This window comes from Actinomadura sp. DC4, assembly GCF_030406325.1.
Classification (GTDB): Bacteria; Actinomycetota; Actinomycetes; order Streptosporangiales; family Streptosporangiaceae; genus Actinoallomurus.
Window position 1 is genome coordinate 275,069 of sequence record NZ_JAUEQY010000009.1, and the last position, 17,514, is coordinate 292,582.

A 17,514-nucleotide genomic window follows, 5' to 3' on the forward strand; every position below is an offset into this window, starting at 1 on the left:
GATGCAGCGACGCTGGAGGCGGGTCGTCCGTACGCCGCTGGGGCTCACGGCGACGGTGTTCGTGGCGGTGGTCGTCGCCCTGGCCGTCCTGGGACCGGTGCTGTGGGGATCCGGCGCCGGCGCCGTCGACACCGACGACATCATGGCCCGGCCGTCCGCCGGGCACTGGGCGGGGACCGACAGCCTCGGCCGGGACATCCTCCTGCGGGTCCTCGTCGCGTCCCGGCTGTCGATCGCCCTCGCCCTGCTCGCCATCGCGATCGCGGTGCTCGCCGGGCTGCTGCTCGGGTCGGCGCCGTTCGTGCTCGGACGCCGGTCCGGCCGGCTGGCGTCGGCCGTGGTGAACATCGCCGTCGCGTTCCCCGGGTTGCTGCTGGCGTTGTTCTTCGCGGTCGTGTTCGGCGTCGGCGCCACCGGCGCGGTCCTGGCCATCGGGCTCGCGGGCGCCCCGGCGTTCGCGCGCCTCACCCAGACGCTCGTCGCCGGGGTTGCGGCGCGGGACTACGTCGCGGCCGCCCGGACCATGGGCGTCGGCCGGCTCCGGATCCTCCTCCGCCACGTGCTGCCCAACATCGCCGAGCCGCTGGTCGTCAACGCCACCATCGGGGCCGGCAACGCACTGCTGTCCTTTGCCGGGCTGTCGTTCCTCGGTCTCGGCGTCCAGTCTCCCTCCTACGACTGGGGCCGGCTGCTCTACGACGGCATCGGCGCCATCTACGAGAACGCGGCCGCGGCGCTCGCCCCGGGCGCGGCGGTGCTGCTGGCCGGGCTGGCGTTCAACCTCTTCGGCGAGTCGGTCGCCAAGGGGCTCGGCATCCCCGTCGGCATCGGCCTGCGCGCGGTGGTGACCACGCGCGCCGAGCCCGAACCCGAGCCCGCGGACCACGGCGATGAGCCCGGAGGCCGGTCGTCCGACGTGGTGCTCGACGTCCGCGACCTCGAGGTGACCGTTCCCGGCCCGTCGGGTGCGGTACGCCCGGTCCGCGGGGTGTCCTTCGACGTACGCCGCGGCGAGGCGGTCGGCATCGTCGGGGAGTCGGGCTCCGGCAAGTCCATGACCGCCCTGGCGGTCACCCGGCTGCTCGCCGACGACGGCCGCGTCGACGCCTCCCGCCTGGAGTTCCTCGGGAACGACCTGCTGGCGGCGGACACCCCGGTCCGGCGCCGGATGCTGGGCACCTCGCTGGCGATGGTCTTCCAGGACCCGATGACCGCGTTCAACCCCACTCGCCGGATCGGCGCCCAGCTGGCGGAGGTGGCAACGCACCACCAGGGCATGAGCCGCCGGGAGGCGGTGGCCCGCGCGGTCGACCGGCTGACCTCGGTACGGATCCCGGACGCGGACAGGCGCGTGCGTCAGTACCCCCACGAGTTCTCCGGCGGGATGCGCCAGCGGGCGATGATCGGGATGGGACTGATGGGCACCCCGGCCCTGATCGTGGCGGACGAGCCGACCACCGCCCTCGATGTCACCGTGCAGCAGCAGGTGCTGGACCTGCTCGCCGCGATCCGCGCGGCCGACGACGTCGCGCTGGTCCTGATCAGCCACGACGTCACGGTGGTCGGCGAGGTCTGCGACCGGACCCTGGTGATGTACGCCGGCCGGATCGTCGAGGACCTGCCGGCCGCCGACCTGGCCACGGCCGCCCGGCACCCCTACACCCGCGCGCTGGTCGACGCGGTGCCCGACATGACCACTGACGTGGCCAGGCCGCTCGCGACGATCCCGGGCCGCCCGGTCGACCCGGGCGACGTGCCACCCGGCTGTGCCTACGCCGCCCGGTGCCCGCTCGCCGACGCCCGCTGCCGGGCCGAGGACCCGCCGCTGGTGGCCGGCCCCGGCGACTCGCCGCGCCATCGGGTGGCGTGCTGGCACGCGGGCGAGCCGTTGCCGGACGAACCGGCCGATCTGGACACCGACGAACTGGTGGAGTCGCCATGAGCGAGCTGCGCTTCGACGACGTCACGGTCCGGTACGGCCGGACGACCGCCGTCGACGGGGTCAGCCTGACGGTGCCGGAGGGCGCCGTGGTCGGGCTCGTCGGCGAGTCCGGCTCAGGCAAGTCCACGCTGGCCCGGGCCGCCGTCGGCCTGGCCCCGCTCGCCGGCGGCCGGATCACCCTCGGCGGGGCGCCGGTGCCGACTCGGGGCCGGTCCCGTCCGCTGCAGATCGTCTTCCAGGATCCCTACTCCTCGCTCGACCCGCGGATGACGGCCGGTGAGAGTGTGGCCGAGGCGATGGCGCCGGGCGGCTCACGCGCCGACCGGCGGGCCGAGGTCGCGCGGCTGCTCGAGCTGGTCCACCTGGACCCGGCCTGCGCCGGCGTCGTACCGTCGCGGCTGTCCGGCGGCCAGCGGCAGCGGGTCGCGCTGGCGCGGGCCCTCGCGGCGCGCCCGCGCGTGATCATCGCCGACGAGATCACCTCCGCCCTGGACGTGTCGGTCCAGGGGGCGGTGCTCAACGTCGTCCGTGAGCTCCAGCGCGAGCTGGGCCTGGCGATGCTGTTCATCTCCCACAACCTCGCGGTGGTCCGCTACGTCGCCTCGCACGTCGCCGTCATGCGGCACGGCCGGATCGTCGAGCAGGGGCCGACGGCACACGTGCTCACCGAACCCGGTCACGACTACACCCGCGAACTGCTCGCCGCCGTACCCGGGCGAACGACACGAAGGAGCAGGCCATGAACGAGCGGAGCGAGTGCATCAATGAACACGGCGCCCCTGGTCACTCCTCCGACGAAGGAGGACTGATGAGCCGGCGACTGCGCATCGAGGACCTCACCGGCCTGGCGGTGCCGTCGCAGCCGGTGCTGTCGGCGGACGGCGGCCGGATCGCGTACGTGCTCCGCACCCTGGACGCGGACGGCGACCGCGCCGTCGACGAGCTGTGGCTGGTCGGCACCGACGGCGGCACGCCCCGCCGCCTCACCTCCGGCCCGGCCGACACGGCGCCGGCCTGGTCGCCGGACGGCCGCCGGCTCGCCTTCCTCCGCGACGGGCAGGTCGCCGTGCTCGACGCCGGGGGAGGAGAGCCCGAGCGGGTGATCGACCTGCCGCTCGGGGCCGGGGCTCCGCGCTGGAGCCCGGACGGCCGCCGGCTGGCCTTCGCCGCGCCGGTCGACCCGGCCGGCGGCACGGGGGGACCGATGGTCACCGACGGACTCGACTACCAGGCCGACGGGGCGGGGATGTACGGCCCCGTACGTCAGCAGCTGCACGTCCTCGACCTGGACGGCCGCGAGGTCCGGCGGCTCACCGACGGACCGGAGAGCGCGGGGGACCCGGCCTGGTCGCCGGACGGCACCGTCGTCGCCTTCACCCGCAGGGCCGGTGCCGACAGCGACCTGCGTCACCCCACCCCGGTGCACGTGGTCGAGGTGGACGCGCCGTACGCCCGGCCGCGTGTGGTCGCCTTCGCCGACGGAGTGGCCGCCACCGTGAGCTGGACCGGAGACGGCTCGGCGCTGCTCGTGGTCGGCTGGGCCGAAGACCCGGTCGGTCACGCCCGCCTGTACCGCGTCGGCGCCGCCGGAGGCGAGGTCACCGACCTCTCCGGCGCCCTCGATCGCAACGTGATGCCCGGCGCTCCCGCCTATCCCGGCGGCCTGCCGCTTGAGCACGAGGACCGGATCCTCTTCTGCGTGCGCGACCACGGCTGCACCCACCTGTGGTCGGTCGCGGCCGGCGGCGGTGACGTGCGCCCGGTCGTGGCCGGGGCCGGCCGGATCGTCTCGGGACTGTCGGCCGGCGGCGGCCGCGCCGCGATCGCGCTCACCACCCCCACGTCATTCGGCGAGATCGCCGTCGTGGAGCCGGCGACCGGGGCCGAGACCGTGCTGACCGGCCACGGCGCCGCACTCGCCGGCGTGGACCTGTACCCCCGCGAGGAGCGGTGGTTCACGATCTCCGACGGCACCGAGGTGCAGGCCTGGCTGATGCACGATCCCGCGCGCAGCGGCCCGCGGCCGGTACTCCTCGACGTGCACGGCGGCCCGCACAACGCGTGGAACGCGGCCGCGGACGAGATCCACCTCTACCACCAGGAGCTGGTCGAGCGCGGCTGGGCGGTGCTGCTCGTCAACCCGCGTGGCAGCGACGGATACGGCGAGGCGTTCTACGACGGTGTCCGCGGCGGCTGGGGCGTCGCGGACGCGGCCGACTTCCTCGAACCGCTCGACCGGCTCGTCGCCGAGGGGTTCGCGGACCCGGAGCGGCTCGCGGTGGCGGGCTACAGCTACGGCGGCTTCATGACCTGCTGGCTGACCGGCCACGACGACCGGTTCGCGGCGGCCGTCGCGGGAGGTACGGTCAGCGACCTGGTGAGCATGGGCGGCTCCAGCGACGACTGCCACTTCCTCAGCGCCTACGAGCTGGGCGGCACCCCATGGCAGAAGCCGGCGGAGTACGCCGCCATGTCACCGCTCACCCGCGTGGCCGGCGTCCGCACGCCGACCCTGCTGCTCCACGGCGCCGACGACCTGACCTGCCCCCTCGGGCAGGCCCAGCAGTGGCACACCGCGCTGCGCGAGCAGGGCGTCCCGACGCGGCTCGTCGTCTACCCGGACGCCTCGCACGTGTTCATCCTCCTCGGCCCGCCCTCGCAGCGGCTCGACTTCAACCACCGCGTGCTGGACTGGCTCGAACGGCACACCGGCCGGGCGCGCGTCGACGGCGCCCACTGGCAGCGGCGGCTGGCCGGGCTCGCCGAGCGGCACAAGGTGCCCGGCGCGCAGCTCGGCATCCTCCGCATCGGGGCGGGCGAGACCGGCGACGAGCTGGTCGAGGCCGCCCACGGCGTCCTGAACGTCCGCACCGGCGTACCGGCCGATACCGACGCGCTGTTCCAGATCGGCTCGATCACCAAGGTGTGGACCGCGACCGTGGCGATGGCCCTGGTCGACGAGGGGCTGCTCGCGCTGGACACCCCGGTCGCCGAGGTCCTGCCGGAGCTGCGGCTCGCGGGCCCCGACGTCACGAAGTCGGTCACGCTGCGGCACCTGCTCACCCACACCAGCGGCATCGACGGCGACGTGTTCACCGACACCGGCCGCGGCGACGACTGCCTGGAGAAGTACGTCGACGTCCTCGGCGAGGCCGGGCAGAACCACCCGCTGGGCGCCACCTTCTCGTACTGCAACTCGGGGTACGCGCTGCTGGGCCGGATGATCGAGAAGGTCACCGGGACGACCTGGGACCAGGCGCTGCGCGACCGGCTGTTCGCCCCGCTCGGGCTGACGCACACGGTGACCCTGCCCGAGGAGGCGCTGCTCTTCTCCGCCGCGGTCGGCCACGAGGACCGCGACGGTTCGCAGGTCCCGGCATCCATATGGACGCTGCCCCGCTCGATCGGCCCGGCCGGTCTCGTCACCTCGACCGCCGCCGAGGTGCTGGCCTTCGCGCGCCTGCACCTGACCGGCGGCGTCGCGCCCGGCGGCACGCGCGTCCTCAGCGCGGAGAGCGCCGCCGCCATGGCCGCGCACCAGGCCGACCTGCCCGACAAACAGGTCCTCGGCGACTCGTGGGGGCTCGGCTGGATCCGGTTCGGCTGGGACGGGCACCGCCTGATCGGCCACGACGGCAACACCCTCGGCCAGGCCGCGTTCCTGCGGATACTGCCCGAGCAGGGGCTCGCCGTCGTCCTGCTCACCAACGGTGGTCACGGTCGCGACCTCTACCAGGACCTGTACCGGGAGATCTTCGCCGAGGTCGCCGGCGTCACGATGCCGCAGCCGTTCGCACCGCCACCGGAACCGGTGACCGTCGACGTGGCGCCGTACGTCGGCGTGTACGAGCGGAGCGGCGTCCGGATGGAGGTCGAGAACGGCCCGGAGGGCCCACTGCTCCGGACCACCATCACCGGCCCGCTCGCCGAGCTGCTGCCGGACCCGGTGGAGGAGCACCCGATGGTCCCGGCCGGTCCGGCGCTGTTCGCCGTCAAGCCGCCCGAGGCGGAGACCTGGGCGCCGGTCACCTTCTACGAGCTGCCGACCGGTGAGCGCTACCTGCACTTCGGCGTACGCGCCACGCCGAGGGTGGACCGATGATGCGCGACATGCTCGCCGACGCCCGGACCCTCATCGAGTGCGAGTCGCCCTCCGCCGACCTGGCCGCCGTCGCGCGATCGGCCGAGGTCGTCGCGAGGGTCGGCACCGCCCGTCTCGGCGCCGCACCCGAGCGGATCGTGCTGGAGGGCCGGACCCACCTGCGCTGGCGCCTGGGTACGGGACCGTCGCGGGTGCTGCTGCTCGGCCACCACGACACCGTCTGGCCGGTCGGCACGCTGGCCGGCCACCCGTGCACGGTCGAGGACGGGGTCCTGCGCGGACCCGGATGCTTCGACATGAAGGCCGGCCTGGTCATGGCGTTCCACGCGGCCGCCGGCCTCGACGGCGTCACACTGCTCGTGACCGGTGACGAGGAGATCGGCTCGCCCAGCTCCCGCGGGCTGATCGAGCGGGAGGCCAGGGCCGCGACGGCCGCGCTGGTCCTCGAGGCGTCCGCCGGCGGCGCCCTCAAGACCGAGCGCAAAGGCGTCTCGCTGTACGAGGTGCGCGTGACCGGGCGCGCCGCCCACGCCGGGCTCGAACCGGACCGGGGCGTGAACGCCACACTGGAGCTCGCCCGCCAGGCGCTGGCGGTCAGCGCGCTCGCCGACCGGGAGGCCGGCACCACGGTCACGCCGACCGTCGCCCGCGCCGGCACCACCACCAACACCGTCCCGGCCGAGGGGGCGTTCGCCGTCGACGTACGAGCCGGAACCGTGGCGGAACAGCGACGCGTCGACCGGGCGATGCGCGCCCTGCGGCCGGTGCTGCCCGGCGCGGGCGTCGAGACGACCGGCGGCCCGAACCGCCCTCCACTCGAGGCGGCGGCCTCGGCGCCGCTCTTTGAGCTGCTCTGCCGGATCGCCGCGGACCGGGGACTGCCTGAGCCCACCCGGGCCGCGGTCGGCGGCGCGTCCGACGGGAACTTCACCGCCGGCGTCGGCACGCCCACGCTGGACGGCCTCGGCGCGGTCGGCGGCGGCGCGCACGCCGCCGACGAACATGTGCTGGTCGAGGAGATGCCACCGCGGACCGTGCTGCTGCGCGCGCTGGCCGAACGGCTGCTCGCGGACTCGCTCGCCACAGCACGACCCACGATGAGTTGAGGAGCGGGAACGTCGTGACCGATATCAGCGCAACGGCCGCGGAGCCGGTGCTGGACGACGCGGTGCGGGCCGCGGAGGCCGCGGCCCGCGCGGCCGGCGTCTCGGTGCGTGAGCTCACCGACATCGCCGAGCTCACCGGTGTGGTCACCCTGCTCGGCACCATCTGGGGCCGTTCCGCGAACCCGCCGGTGACCATCGAACTGCTGCGCGCCTTCACCAAGGCCGGCAACTACGTGGCCGGCGCCTTCGACGGCGACGACCTGGTCGGCGCCTGCGTGGGCTTCTTCCACGCCCCGGCGGGCGACGCCCTCCACAGCCACATCGCCGGCGTCGCCCCGGCCGCCACCGGTCGCAGCATCGGCTTCGCGCTCAAACTGCACCAGCGCGCGTGGGCGTTGCTGCGCGGTGTCTCCGAGATCGCCTGGACGTTCGACCCGCTGGTGGCCCGGAACGCCTACTTCAACCTGGTGAAGCTGGCCGCGCGGCCGGTCGAGTACCTGCCGGACTTCTACGGCCCGATGTCCGATGCCATCAACGGCGACGAGTACTCCGACCGGCTCCTGGTGAGCTGGCGGCTCCGCGACGGCGCGGTGGCGCTCGCCGGTCTCGGGAGCGGCGCCGGCGACGTCGCCGAGGACGAGCTGAGGGCGGGCGCCGTCCTCGCGTTGAGCATCGCCGAAGACGGCAGCCCGGTACTCGGCCGGCTCGACGGCGTGACCTCACTCGTCGCCGTGCCCCGGGACATCGCGGCGCTTCGCACTCACGAACCGGAGCTGGCACGGCGCTGGCGGCTCGCCGTACGCGAGGCGCTCTCCGGTCTGACCGGCCGCGGTGGCCGGATCGACGGCTTCGACCGTACCGGCTGGTACGTCATACGGAGGGACTCGTGAAACTCACCGGCGTCGAACTGCGATGGATCTCCATGCCACTCGTCGCGCCGTTCCGCACGTCGTTCGGCACCCAGACCGTCCGCGACATCCTGCTCGTACGGGTGATGGCGGACGACACCGAGGGCTGGGGCGAGTGCGTGGCGATGACCAGCCCCCGCTACTCGTCCGAGTACGTCGACGCGGCCGCGGACGTGCTGCGCCGCTTCCTCGTCCCGGCGGTGATGGCGGCCGGGCCGCCGTCGGCCCAGTCCGTCGCCGGGATCCTCGCGCCGTTCAAGGGCCACCACATGGCCAAGGCGGCACTCGAGATGGCGGTGCTGGACGCCGAGCTGCGCGCCGAGGGCCGCTCGTTCGGCCGCGAGCTCGGCGCCGTACGCGAGCGGGTCCCGTGCGGGGTCTCGGTCGGGATCATGGACAGCGTTCCCGAGCTCCTCGACGCCGTCGACGGTTACCTCGCCGAGGGATACGTCCGCATCAAGCTCAAGATCGAGCCGGGCTGGGACGTCGAACCGGTCCGCGCGGTCCGCGAGCGGTACGGTGACGACCTGCTGCTCCAGGTGGACGCCAACACGGCCTACACCCTGGCCGACGCACGGCAACTGGCCCGGCTGGACCCCTTCGACCTCCTGCTGATCGAGCAGCCCCTCGACGAAGAGGACGTGCTCGGCCACGTGGATCTGGCCCGCCTCATCCGTACGCCGATCTGCCTGGACGAGTCCATCACCTCGGCCCGCGATGCCGCGGCGGCGATCCGGCTGGGCGCCTGCAGCGTGGTGAACATCAAGCCCGGGCGGGTCGGCGGGTACCTGGAGGCCCGCCGGATCCACGACGTCTGCGCGGCCCACGGCGTACCGGTGTGGTGCGGCGGAATGCTGGAGACCGGCCTCGGCCGGGCCGCCAACCTCGCGCTCGCGGCGATGCCCGGTTTCACACTGCCCGGCGACACGTCGGCGTCCGGGCGGTACTACGCCTCGGACATCACCGAGCCGTTCGTCCTCGACGACGGCCACCTCGGCGTGCCCACCGGCCCCGGGCTCGGCCTGGTGCCGGTGCCGGACCGGCTCGCCGAGGTCACCAGCGCCACCGAGTGGCTCACCGGCTGACCGGCCGGGCGGGTTGACCGTGCGTCTACCGTGACACTTGTGCAGCAGGCCGGCGTCGCGCGCCCCCGCGCGAGTCTCGGACGGGTCGTCGACGACCTGGGGGCTACCCTGCTCGAACTCGCACACGGCGACCCCCACCGCCCCGGAGAGATCAGCGCCGTCGTCTTCCACGACCCGCTGGACCAGCCGGTGCTGCCGCCCCACGCGCTGGTGCTCGGCGTCGGGGTGGACGCTCCCGGCCACATCGCCGCGCTTCTGCGCACGCTGGGGCACCAGAACGCGGCCGCGCTCGTCCTCCGCGCCCCGGTCCCGCTCACCGACGAGGTCCGCGCCGCCGCCGACGAGGCGGCGGTCGCCGTGCTCGGCCTGCGCCGCGGCGCTCCGTGGGGTCACCTCAGCGAGATGCTCCGGTCCCTGCTCGCCCGGGGCGCCGGCGTGGAGTCCGCGGAGTCGCTCGGCGGGCTGCCGGCGGGTGACCTGTTCGCGGTCGCGAACGCGATCGCGGCGCTTCTCGACGCGCCGATCACCATCGAGGACCGCAACTCCCGCGTGCTGGCCTTCTCCGGCCGCCAGGACGAGGCCGACCCCTCCCGGGTCGAGACCATCCTCGGCCGGCAGGTGCCGGAGCGGTACGCGCGCATGCTGCACGAGGGCGGGGTCTTCCGGGACCTGCTGCGCAGCGACCAGCCCGTCTTCATCGAACCCATCTCCGACGGCATGGGCGGCTTCACGCTGCCACGCGTCGCCATCTCCGTACGCGCGGGCGACGAGGTTCTCGGCTCCATCTGGGCGGCGGTACCCGCCCGTCTCAGCGACGAGCGCAACGAGGCGCTGCGCGAGTCGGCCAAGCTGGTCGCGCTGCACATGCTCAGGGTCCGTGCCGGCGCCGACGTGCAGCGGCGGGTACGGGCCGACCTGCTGAGCACCGCGCTCGAAGGCGGCGTCGGCGCGGGCGAGGCGCTCGAACGGCTCGGCCTGTCGAGCCAGCCCCTGCTGGTGCTCGGAGTGGCCCTCGACGAGCGCGGCCCGCACTACGACAACGCCGACAGCGCGGCCGTGGTCCACGACCGGCAGCGGCTGAGCGACGCGTTCGCCCTGCACCTGTCCGCGATCCACCCCCGGTCCGCGGCGGCGGCGATCGGCGCGGTCACCTACGGGCTGGTGCCCATGACCGGAGCCGCGGAGACGGCCGAGACCCGCGCGGTGGGGATCCTCCAGGACTTCCTGGACCGCGTGGGAGACCGGCTGCCACCGATCACCGCGGTCGGCCCGGTGGCACTCGACCTGTCCGACGTGGCCCACAGCCGATCGTGCGTGGACCGGGTCCTGCGGGTGCTCCGCGACCGGCGCCTCCACCGGCGGATCGGCCGCTTCGACGAGATGCAGGGCGAAGCACTGATCTCGGAGCTGCGCGACCTCGCCGGAGCGCGGAGCGAGGAGCCGACGGGAGCCTTGGCGCGGCTGATCGCCTACGACCGCCGCCACCGCGGCAATCTCGTCCAGACACTCCGCGCCTGGCTCGACGCGTTCGGCGACGTCGTCATGGCCGCCGAGTCCGTCGGCGTCCACCAGAACACCTTCCGCTACCGGTTCCGGCGGGTCGCCGAGGTCGGACAGTGCGATCTCAGCGACCCCGATCAGCGGTTCGCCATGATGGTGCAACTGCAGGTACTCCGCGTCGACTCCCCGCCCGACCCCTGATGATCGGCCGTTTCGTCGGCCTTCTTATGGGGGGCGATTAATTCGGTCGCCGTCCTCATGGCCCGGGGCTTTAGGTCCGCTAAAGGGATGGTCGAACCGACATTGCCCAGCTCAGCCTGTCGAGGTCGGCCGGCGGATCCGGAAGCACGAAATCGGCACGCCGGAAAGTCGTCGATCGTGGGTACATTGAGCTGGTCGTAGTAATCATCGGCTGCCGGCCGGATGACGGCCGCGATCGGAGTCGACCATGACGGAATCACCACCCGTAGCCTCGCCGTTCGTTGAAGCCGCACCGACCGCTCGCTATGCCGCATTCGCCGAGCTCGCGGCGGCCGGGCCCGTACAACAGGTCACGTTGTTCACCGGTATCCCGGTATGGGTGATCACCGGGTACGCCGAGACGCGGGAGGCGCTCACCCACCCGGACATCATCAAGGGCAGCAGTGGTGACGGCCCGCACAATGACGCGGTCCCGGCCGACCTCGCCGCGGCGATGCACAACAATCTGCTCGGCGCCAATCCGCCCGATCACACCCGGCTGCGGCAGTTGGTGTCCGCCGCGTTCACCCGGCGCCGCATCGACGCATTGGAGCCGGCGATCCGGCGCATTGTCGACGACCTGCTGGACGATATCTCGGTCGCGGGCCAGAATGGCGCACCGGTCGACCTGCTGGCCGCCTTGTGTTATCCCCTGCCGCTCACCGTGATCAGCGAACTGCTCGGCGTACCGGAGGACCGCCGGCGCGACTTCCTGGAATGGACGACCGTGGCCATTCACGGCCCGGCCCACGCCGCCGACGCCTTCGTCGCCGCGGCGACGTCGTTGATCGGTTACATCCGCGAACTGATAGCGCAGAAGCGGGTCGACCCGTCCGACGACCTGATCTCGGCAATGGTCGCGGCGCGCGCCGACGGCGACCGGTTGTCCGAGGACGAGCTGACCTCGATGCTCTTCCTGCTGCTCCTCGCCGGCTACGAGACGACGGCCCATCTGATGTCCGGCGGCACGCGGGCGCTGCTGACCCATCCCGACCAGCTCGACCTCGTACGCGCCGAACCCGGCCGCTGGCCCGCGGTCGTCGAGGAACTGCTCCGTTTTCACAACCCGGTGCAGGTGACGCCCCCGTACCGGACCGCGGCGCCGGTACTGATCGGCGGCGTCACCATCCCCGCCGGCGAGATGGTGCTGCCCTCACCGCTCGCCGCCAACCGCGACCCTGGTCAGTTCTCTGAGCCGGAGCGGCTCGATATCACCAGGTCACAGGCGCATCTGGCCTTCGGGCACGGCATCCACCACTGTCTCGGCGCACCGCTGGCGCGGCTCGAGGCAAGGATCGCGCTCAGCGCACTGTTCGATCGATTCCCGAAAGTGCGCCTCGCCGTACCCCCGGAGGAGCTCACGATGCAGGCCAGCCTGCTCGTCAACGGGCTCACCGCCCTGCCGGTCATCGTGGACTGAGAGCGTTGCCGCCCCCGTTGATCGGCACGGCCCCGGTCAACGGGGCGCAGCGCCAGGGTCGCGTCCATGCAGGTCACGGGCCCACCCGGCGAGGTGAAGATCGTCTCGACGGGTAAACTGGGTGGTCTTCGCGGATCCATCGGGCGCGCTGCCGCCGGTAAAAGGAGTCGTCATGGAAGTCACCTCCGCCGTGGTCGTACAGCCCGGCGAGGCGGCCAGGGTGTCGCTGGCGAACGGTGAGTTCGAACTTCTCACCGACGGGGGCGCGGTCAGCACGAGCCGCCTCACCCTCGGAACCGGCGCCAACGGGGGATCCCCACACCACCACAAGCTCTCCCACGAGGTCTTCTACGTGCTGGACGGGACGATGCTCTTCCGTCTCGGCGACACTCTGACCTCGGTGAGAAGGGGCGGCCTGGTCATCGTCCCGCCGGGCATGGTGCACGCCTTCGGCGCGGCGGACGGCGAGGTGGCCGACGTGCTCGTCGTGCTCAGCCCCGGCATCGAACGGTTCGGCCTCTTCGAACACCTGGCCGCCATCAGCCGTGGCGAGGCGGAGTTCTCCTCGCTTCTCCCCGAACGGGACCGCTACGACTTCCACCTCGCGGACCTTCCCAACTGGCGGTCGGCCCCCGCACAGTAGGGGGCGTCCTCGCGCCGAGCGGCGCGGTGGGAGCCGAACCGGCAGAGGTGATCATCCTGCGATCGAAGCTGTACTCCTGTGTGGCGAGCGATCATTATTGCGTGACATGCGTACGCGGCCTCCCGCCGGACGAGGTGCCGGCCAGGTTGGGCGTCTCCGGCCAAGGACCGCATCCGCAGTACACCTCACTTGAGGCGGCACGGCATTTCGGCTACGGCGTCCCGGTCGTGCGCGTGCACGCCGGCGGTGATTGGACCCTCCTGCTGGAGGTCAATCCCAATATCACCGACGCGGCGTTCCAGAAGCAGTTGCTCTCTCGCCTGTCCGTCGGAACCGAGGCGGTCTGCGTGCAGAAGCTGATGGACAGTACGGCCAAGGCCACGCATGCGCGCGACGGGGAGGTCCTGGCCACTTACCTTGATTGGGACTTCACACCGGCGAAGGGGCCGGATCCCTCGCGCCTCAACCGCGGCTTGTCAGAAGTTGGATTCTTCCAGGACGGAAGCGAAGACTACGACCATTGGAACCCTGCGGAGATGGTGTTGCTGGCGGTGGAGCGCGAGTTCGAAATAAGCGTGTTCCCCGATATTGTCAACGGCCCGCTACCGACGGTGAGGATTCCCGGATGGAATGCTCCGGAACCCGCCCCGCAGAGTCTGCAGAGGAAGCCGGACTCCACGCCAAGGCGCCCACGGCGGCAGTCGGACAGATCTAATTGAGTGCGTACATGTAGTCGGTTGGCGACGACCGGAAAGTTGCTCGTGTGATTCCTATGCCCTAACGGACTCGCCGACACTTGGCGATATTTGCCATTTCTTGTCAGGAGCTGAAAAGAAACCCTTAAGGCGATCGGCCCCAGCACCCGCCAAGGAGGCTCCATGCAGTACCGACAACGTGTCCGGCCGGCCTGGACGACGCGGCTTCTCGTCGCGGTCGTCGCCGTCACGTCGGTGTTCGGCCTGTCCGCGGTCGTCAGCCCGGCGCAGGCATCGGTCTACAGCACCTGCACGATCTCCCGGTGCCCGGACGCCCGGACGGCCAACACGGCCTGGAAGGCCAAGGGCTACCCGACGACTCGGGGATGGGTCACGTGGACCGGCGGCCAGTGCAGCTACGCCGGCGGCCAGTACTACAACTACGAGGCCGAACTGCCCAGCGGCCGCACCTACTACGAGTACGACGTCTACCCGCGCACCTGCGGCGCCGCTCGTGACGCCTACCGGATCATCGTCGACAAGGGCCTCGGCAAGGTCTGGTTCTCCCCGAACCACTACACCGACTTCTACCTGCTCTGAACCCCCGCCAGGGCCGGCCCCGCGCCACCTCCGACACGGAGGCGGCGCGGGGCCGTACGGCTTATGAGGCAAGTTGCCTCATAACTGGCGTCATGGGAACATTCATCTCTGAGACATTATGTCTCACATCGATGGTGTTGCCGTGAGGAGAGCCGTGCGTATCGTCGTTCTGGGATCTACCGGACCCACCGGCCGTCAGGTGCTGAACACCGCACTCCAGCGCGGCCATGACGTCGTCGCGCTCGCCCGGCGGCCCGATGCGCTGTCCGACCTGGCGCACGACGGCCTGGCGATCAGGCAGGCGGACGTGCGGGTTCCCGACACGGTCACCTCGGCCTGCCGCGACGCCGATGCGGTCATCAGCGCGCTGGGCGTCAGGAGGGGAGCGCCGGCCGGCACTCTCTCAGCCGGCGCCCGAGCGATCGTCGACGCCGGACCGCCGCGCATCGCCTGGACGGGCACGTTCGGCGCCGGGGCCTCCGCCCGTCGCGCGGGCCTGCCGTACGACGTGATCCTGCGCCTCGTGCTCGGTGACGGCTTCGCCGACAAGTCGGTCGCGGACGAGGTGGTCACCGGTTCACAGGGCACGGTGTTCCATCCGGTCATGCTCACCGGCGGGCCGGCGACGGGTACGGCCACGGTCGTCCCGCTGGACCTCCTCGACCGGTCCTGGCGGCTCATGCCGCCGAAGGTCTCCCGCGCCGACGTCGCCGCGGCGATGGTCACCGAGGTCGAGAGCCCGGCGTACGCGGGGCGGACCGTCGCCGTCTATTAGACCTGCCAGGTGCCCACGCCGCCGATGAGCCGGTCGATGAAGTCATCGGATACCACGTCCATCTGCGACGTCGTCCGGTAGACGATCGGCCCGACCAGCATCGCCACCAGATCCACCGGACCGGCGTCGGTCTCGACCTCCCCCGCCTCGGCGGCCGACCGTACGGCGACGAAGATCCGTTCGGTGATCGTCTTGAGGGACTCGTCACGCCGGTGTGCGATCTCCGGATCCCAGATCGCGGACTGCATCAGCGCGAGCGACATGGCGGCGACCGCGGGTACGGCAAGCTCATCGGCCATCCGCCGAAGCTCTCGACGCAGCCACCGGCGGACCGGCGCCTCGGGATTCTTGAAGAGTGGGAGATCGGCCCCGCTCATGACGTCGAGCAGCAACTGTTCGGGCCGAGGCCAGTGCCGGTAGACGGTGGCCCGCCCGACACCCGCCTGCTGAGCCACCCGCTGATGCGTGACCGCGCCGGGCCCCTCGGCCACCAGCAGCTCCCGGGCGGCGACGAGCATCGCCTCCCGGCTACGCGCCGCGCGCGGATCCGTCGAGTACCTCACCGGAACAGCGTACGAGACACGTTGCCTCATCGGCCGTCGACCGGCGCCGCCGGGAGGCTTGGTCGCTCGTTGTCCCCAGTGCGAGCTACCTGAAATGTCCTCCGCAGAGTGAAGCGTGGTATCCGATCCGCTCAATAGCCTTTCTTGCCGCCGCGTACCCCGTTCGCGGTCGATTCTCGCTTGAAAGGCGTGAGCATGAAAACTCGTCCACCCCTCAACTCTCATAAAAGGCGAAACGTCTCGATGACGGTGACGGCCGGAATCGCGGCGGTGATGGGCATGGCGACGTCGTGTTCGGCCGACTCCTCCTCCGCTCAACCGGCGGCTCAGAAATCATCCTCAGCCCCGGCCACAACGAGTTCGGCCGCGCTCGCGTGGGGCGCATGTCCTCCGCTCGCGCAGGGAGCGAAACGAGACCCGCGCGAGAAGTGCGGGACGGTGAAGGTGCCGTTGGACTATCGGCATCCGGACGGCAAGACCATCTCGATCGCGGTGTCCCGGATCGCCACGGCCAAGCCGGGCAAGCGGCGCGGGGTGCTGCTGCTGAACCCCGGCGGACCGGCCCTGGAAGGGCTGGACACGCCCGGAGAGATGGCACCGACGTTGCCCGCGCCGGTCCTCGACGAGTACGACCTGATCGGGTTCGACCCGCGCGGAGTCGGGCACAGCGCACCGATCAGCTGCCACCTGACCGACCCCAGCCTGTCGAACATGTTCCCCTACCCCGCCGCCGATGGCTCGATCACGGCCAACGTCACCCTGGCACGTACGACCGCGCGGCAGTGCGCCTCGGCGCTCGGTGACGATGTCGCGTTGTTCACCACGCGGAACACCGCACGGGACCTGGACCTGGTCCGTCAGGCACTGGGGGAGAAGAAGATCTCCTATTGGGGCCAGTCCTACGGCACGTATCTCGGCACGGTCTACCGTTCACTGTTCCCCGCCGACACCGACCGGATGGTTCTGGAGGGCAACGTCGACCCGAACAAGGTCTGGGCGCGGCAGTCCGCCACCTGGGGCAAGGGAATGGCCGACCGGTTTCCCGACGCCGCTCGCCTCGCGGCGGCCCACAACGACAGCCTTGAACTCGGTAAGGACGTCGCCCAGGTCAAGAAGGCCTACCTGGCCCTGGGCGACCGCCTCGACCGTAAGCCCATTCCGCTGCCGGGCTCGAAGTCATCCTTGAACGGGGTGACCTTTCGACAGTTCACGTACGGGCTGCTGTTGCACAATGAGCTGCTCCCCGTCCTGACGCAGTTCTGGAAGGCCGCAGCCGATATGGCCGCCGGTCAGCCGTCGAGCCAGGACTCCGCGGTGCTGGGGCAGTTGTTCGCGGACAGCCCACCCGAGCCCGGCGTTCCGGCGGACAACCAGGCCACCATGTTCCTGGCCCTCACCTGCGGGGACGTCCAATGGTCACACGACGTGGCGAAGTACGCGGCCGGCACCGCCGCCGACCGTGAGAAGTGGCCACTGAGCGCCGGCATGCCCGGCAACATCTGGCCGTGCGCGTTCTGGCACGCCCCGATCGAGGCGCCGGTGAAGGTCACCTCGCACGGCTCCCGTGACGTACTGCTTCTGCAGAATCGCCGCGACAACGCCACTCCCTGGGAAACCGGACGCGGCCTGCGCCGGGCACTGGGCTCCCAGGCGGCCTTCGTCGGTGTCGACAACGGCGGCCACTACGTCTACCACTCCGGATCGACGTGCGCCGACGCCGCCACGGTCGCGTTCCTCGCCGAGGGGAAGCTCCCGGCCAAGGACGTCCACTGCACCGCCAAGCCGCTCAACTGAGCCCATAACAGCGACAGTCGGCTCCGCGTACGTCCACACGGCACGGCGCGACGTGGTCCACGGACCCACGAGGTTTCGCGGATCCCGGTCGCATCCCAGCGCCCGGGCACCGTGCCCTTTCTCAGGCGTCGAAGCCGGCCG

The 17,514-nt window shown here is 71.8% G+C and carries 14 protein-coding genes; 13 read left to right on the forward strand and 1 reads right to left on the reverse strand.

Translation table 11 applies throughout. The features are described from left to right. The first annotated feature begins 1 nt into the window (after position 1). From QWU11_RS17715 to QWU11_RS17770, 12 genes are all read left to right on the forward strand, one after another. Positions 2–1,942 carry a dipeptide/oligopeptide/nickel ABC transporter permease/ATP-binding protein gene (locus QWU11_RS17715; RefSeq protein ID WP_290111050.1) on the forward strand — a complete coding sequence of 647 codons (1,941 nt, stop codon included), beginning with the start codon at positions 2–4 and terminating at the stop codon, positions 1,940–1,942. Then, on the forward strand, positions 1,939–2,685 hold the full coding sequence (locus tag QWU11_RS17720) for an ATP-binding cassette domain-containing protein (protein WP_290111054.1): 747 nt from the start codon (positions 1,939–1,941) through the stop codon (positions 2,683–2,685). The genes QWU11_RS17715 and QWU11_RS17720 overlap by 4 nt, the downstream gene beginning before the upstream one ends. Before the next feature lie 65 nt (positions 2,686–2,750). Continuing rightward, positions 2,751–6,044, forward strand: a complete 3,294-nt coding sequence (locus QWU11_RS17725) for a serine hydrolase (RefSeq protein ID WP_290111063.1) — start codon at positions 2,751–2,753, stop codon at positions 6,042–6,044. Continuing rightward, the gene (locus tag QWU11_RS17730) at positions 6,041–7,150 is read left to right on the forward strand and encodes a M20/M25/M40 family metallo-hydrolase (RefSeq protein WP_290111065.1); all 1,110 of its coding nucleotides are present in this window, start codon (positions 6,041–6,043) and stop codon (positions 7,148–7,150) included. Before QWU11_RS17725 ends, QWU11_RS17730 begins: the two co-directional genes overlap by 4 nt. A gap of 14 nt (positions 7,151–7,164) precedes the next feature. Continuing rightward, positions 7,165–8,040 carry a GNAT family N-acetyltransferase gene (locus tag QWU11_RS17735; protein ID WP_290111075.1) on the forward strand — a complete coding sequence of 292 codons (876 nt, stop codon included), beginning with the start codon at positions 7,165–7,167 and terminating at the stop codon, positions 8,038–8,040. Next, positions 8,037–9,143 carry an o-succinylbenzoate synthase gene (gene menC / locus QWU11_RS17740; RefSeq protein WP_290111096.1) on the forward strand — a complete coding sequence of 369 codons (1,107 nt, stop codon included), beginning with the start codon at positions 8,037–8,039 and terminating at the stop codon, positions 9,141–9,143. Before QWU11_RS17735 ends, menC begins: the two co-directional genes overlap by 4 nt. 30 nt (positions 9,144–9,173) lie before the next feature. Then, on the forward strand, positions 9,174–10,844 hold the full coding sequence (locus QWU11_RS17745) for a helix-turn-helix domain-containing protein (protein WP_290111108.1): 1,671 nt from the start codon (positions 9,174–9,176) through the stop codon (positions 10,842–10,844). A gap of 247 nt (positions 10,845–11,091) precedes the next feature. Then, on the forward strand, positions 11,092–12,303 hold the full coding sequence (locus QWU11_RS17750) for a cytochrome P450 (RefSeq protein WP_290111121.1): 1,212 nt from the start codon (positions 11,092–11,094) through the stop codon (positions 12,301–12,303). Positions 12,304–12,475: 172 nt separating this feature from the next. Further along, a complete protein-coding gene (locus QWU11_RS17755) occupies positions 12,476–12,946 on the forward strand; it encodes a cupin domain-containing protein (protein ID WP_290111123.1) in 471 nt (156 codons plus the stop codon). Between the two features lie 47 nt (positions 12,947–12,993). Then, complete coding sequence (locus tag QWU11_RS17760; protein ID WP_290111132.1) at positions 12,994–13,665, forward strand: DUF6461 domain-containing protein; 672 nt, start codon at positions 12,994–12,996, stop codon at positions 13,663–13,665. Between the two features lie 159 nt (positions 13,666–13,824). Then, complete coding sequence (locus tag QWU11_RS17765) at positions 13,825–14,241, forward strand: ribonuclease domain-containing protein (RefSeq protein ID WP_290111134.1); 417 nt, start codon at positions 13,825–13,827, stop codon at positions 14,239–14,241. Positions 14,242–14,395: 154 nt separating this feature from the next. After that, positions 14,396–15,016, forward strand: coding sequence for an NAD(P)H-binding protein (locus QWU11_RS17770; RefSeq protein WP_290111136.1), 621 nt, complete (start codon positions 14,396–14,398; stop codon positions 15,014–15,016). Here the strand turns inward: QWU11_RS17770 and QWU11_RS17775 are convergent. Beyond that, complete coding sequence (locus QWU11_RS17775; RefSeq protein ID WP_290111164.1) at positions 15,013–15,579, reverse strand: TetR/AcrR family transcriptional regulator; 567 nt, start codon at positions 15,577–15,579, stop codon at positions 15,013–15,015. The two genes, QWU11_RS17770 and QWU11_RS17775, sit on opposite strands and share 4 nt — an antisense overlap. A gap of 438 nt (positions 15,580–16,017) precedes the next feature. Between QWU11_RS17775 and QWU11_RS17780 the strand changes: the two genes are divergently transcribed. Next, positions 16,018–17,373 carry an alpha/beta hydrolase gene (locus QWU11_RS17780; protein WP_290111174.1) on the forward strand — a complete coding sequence of 452 codons (1,356 nt, stop codon included), beginning with the start codon at positions 16,018–16,020 and terminating at the stop codon, positions 17,371–17,373. Positions 17,374–17,514 lie beyond the last annotated feature (141 nt).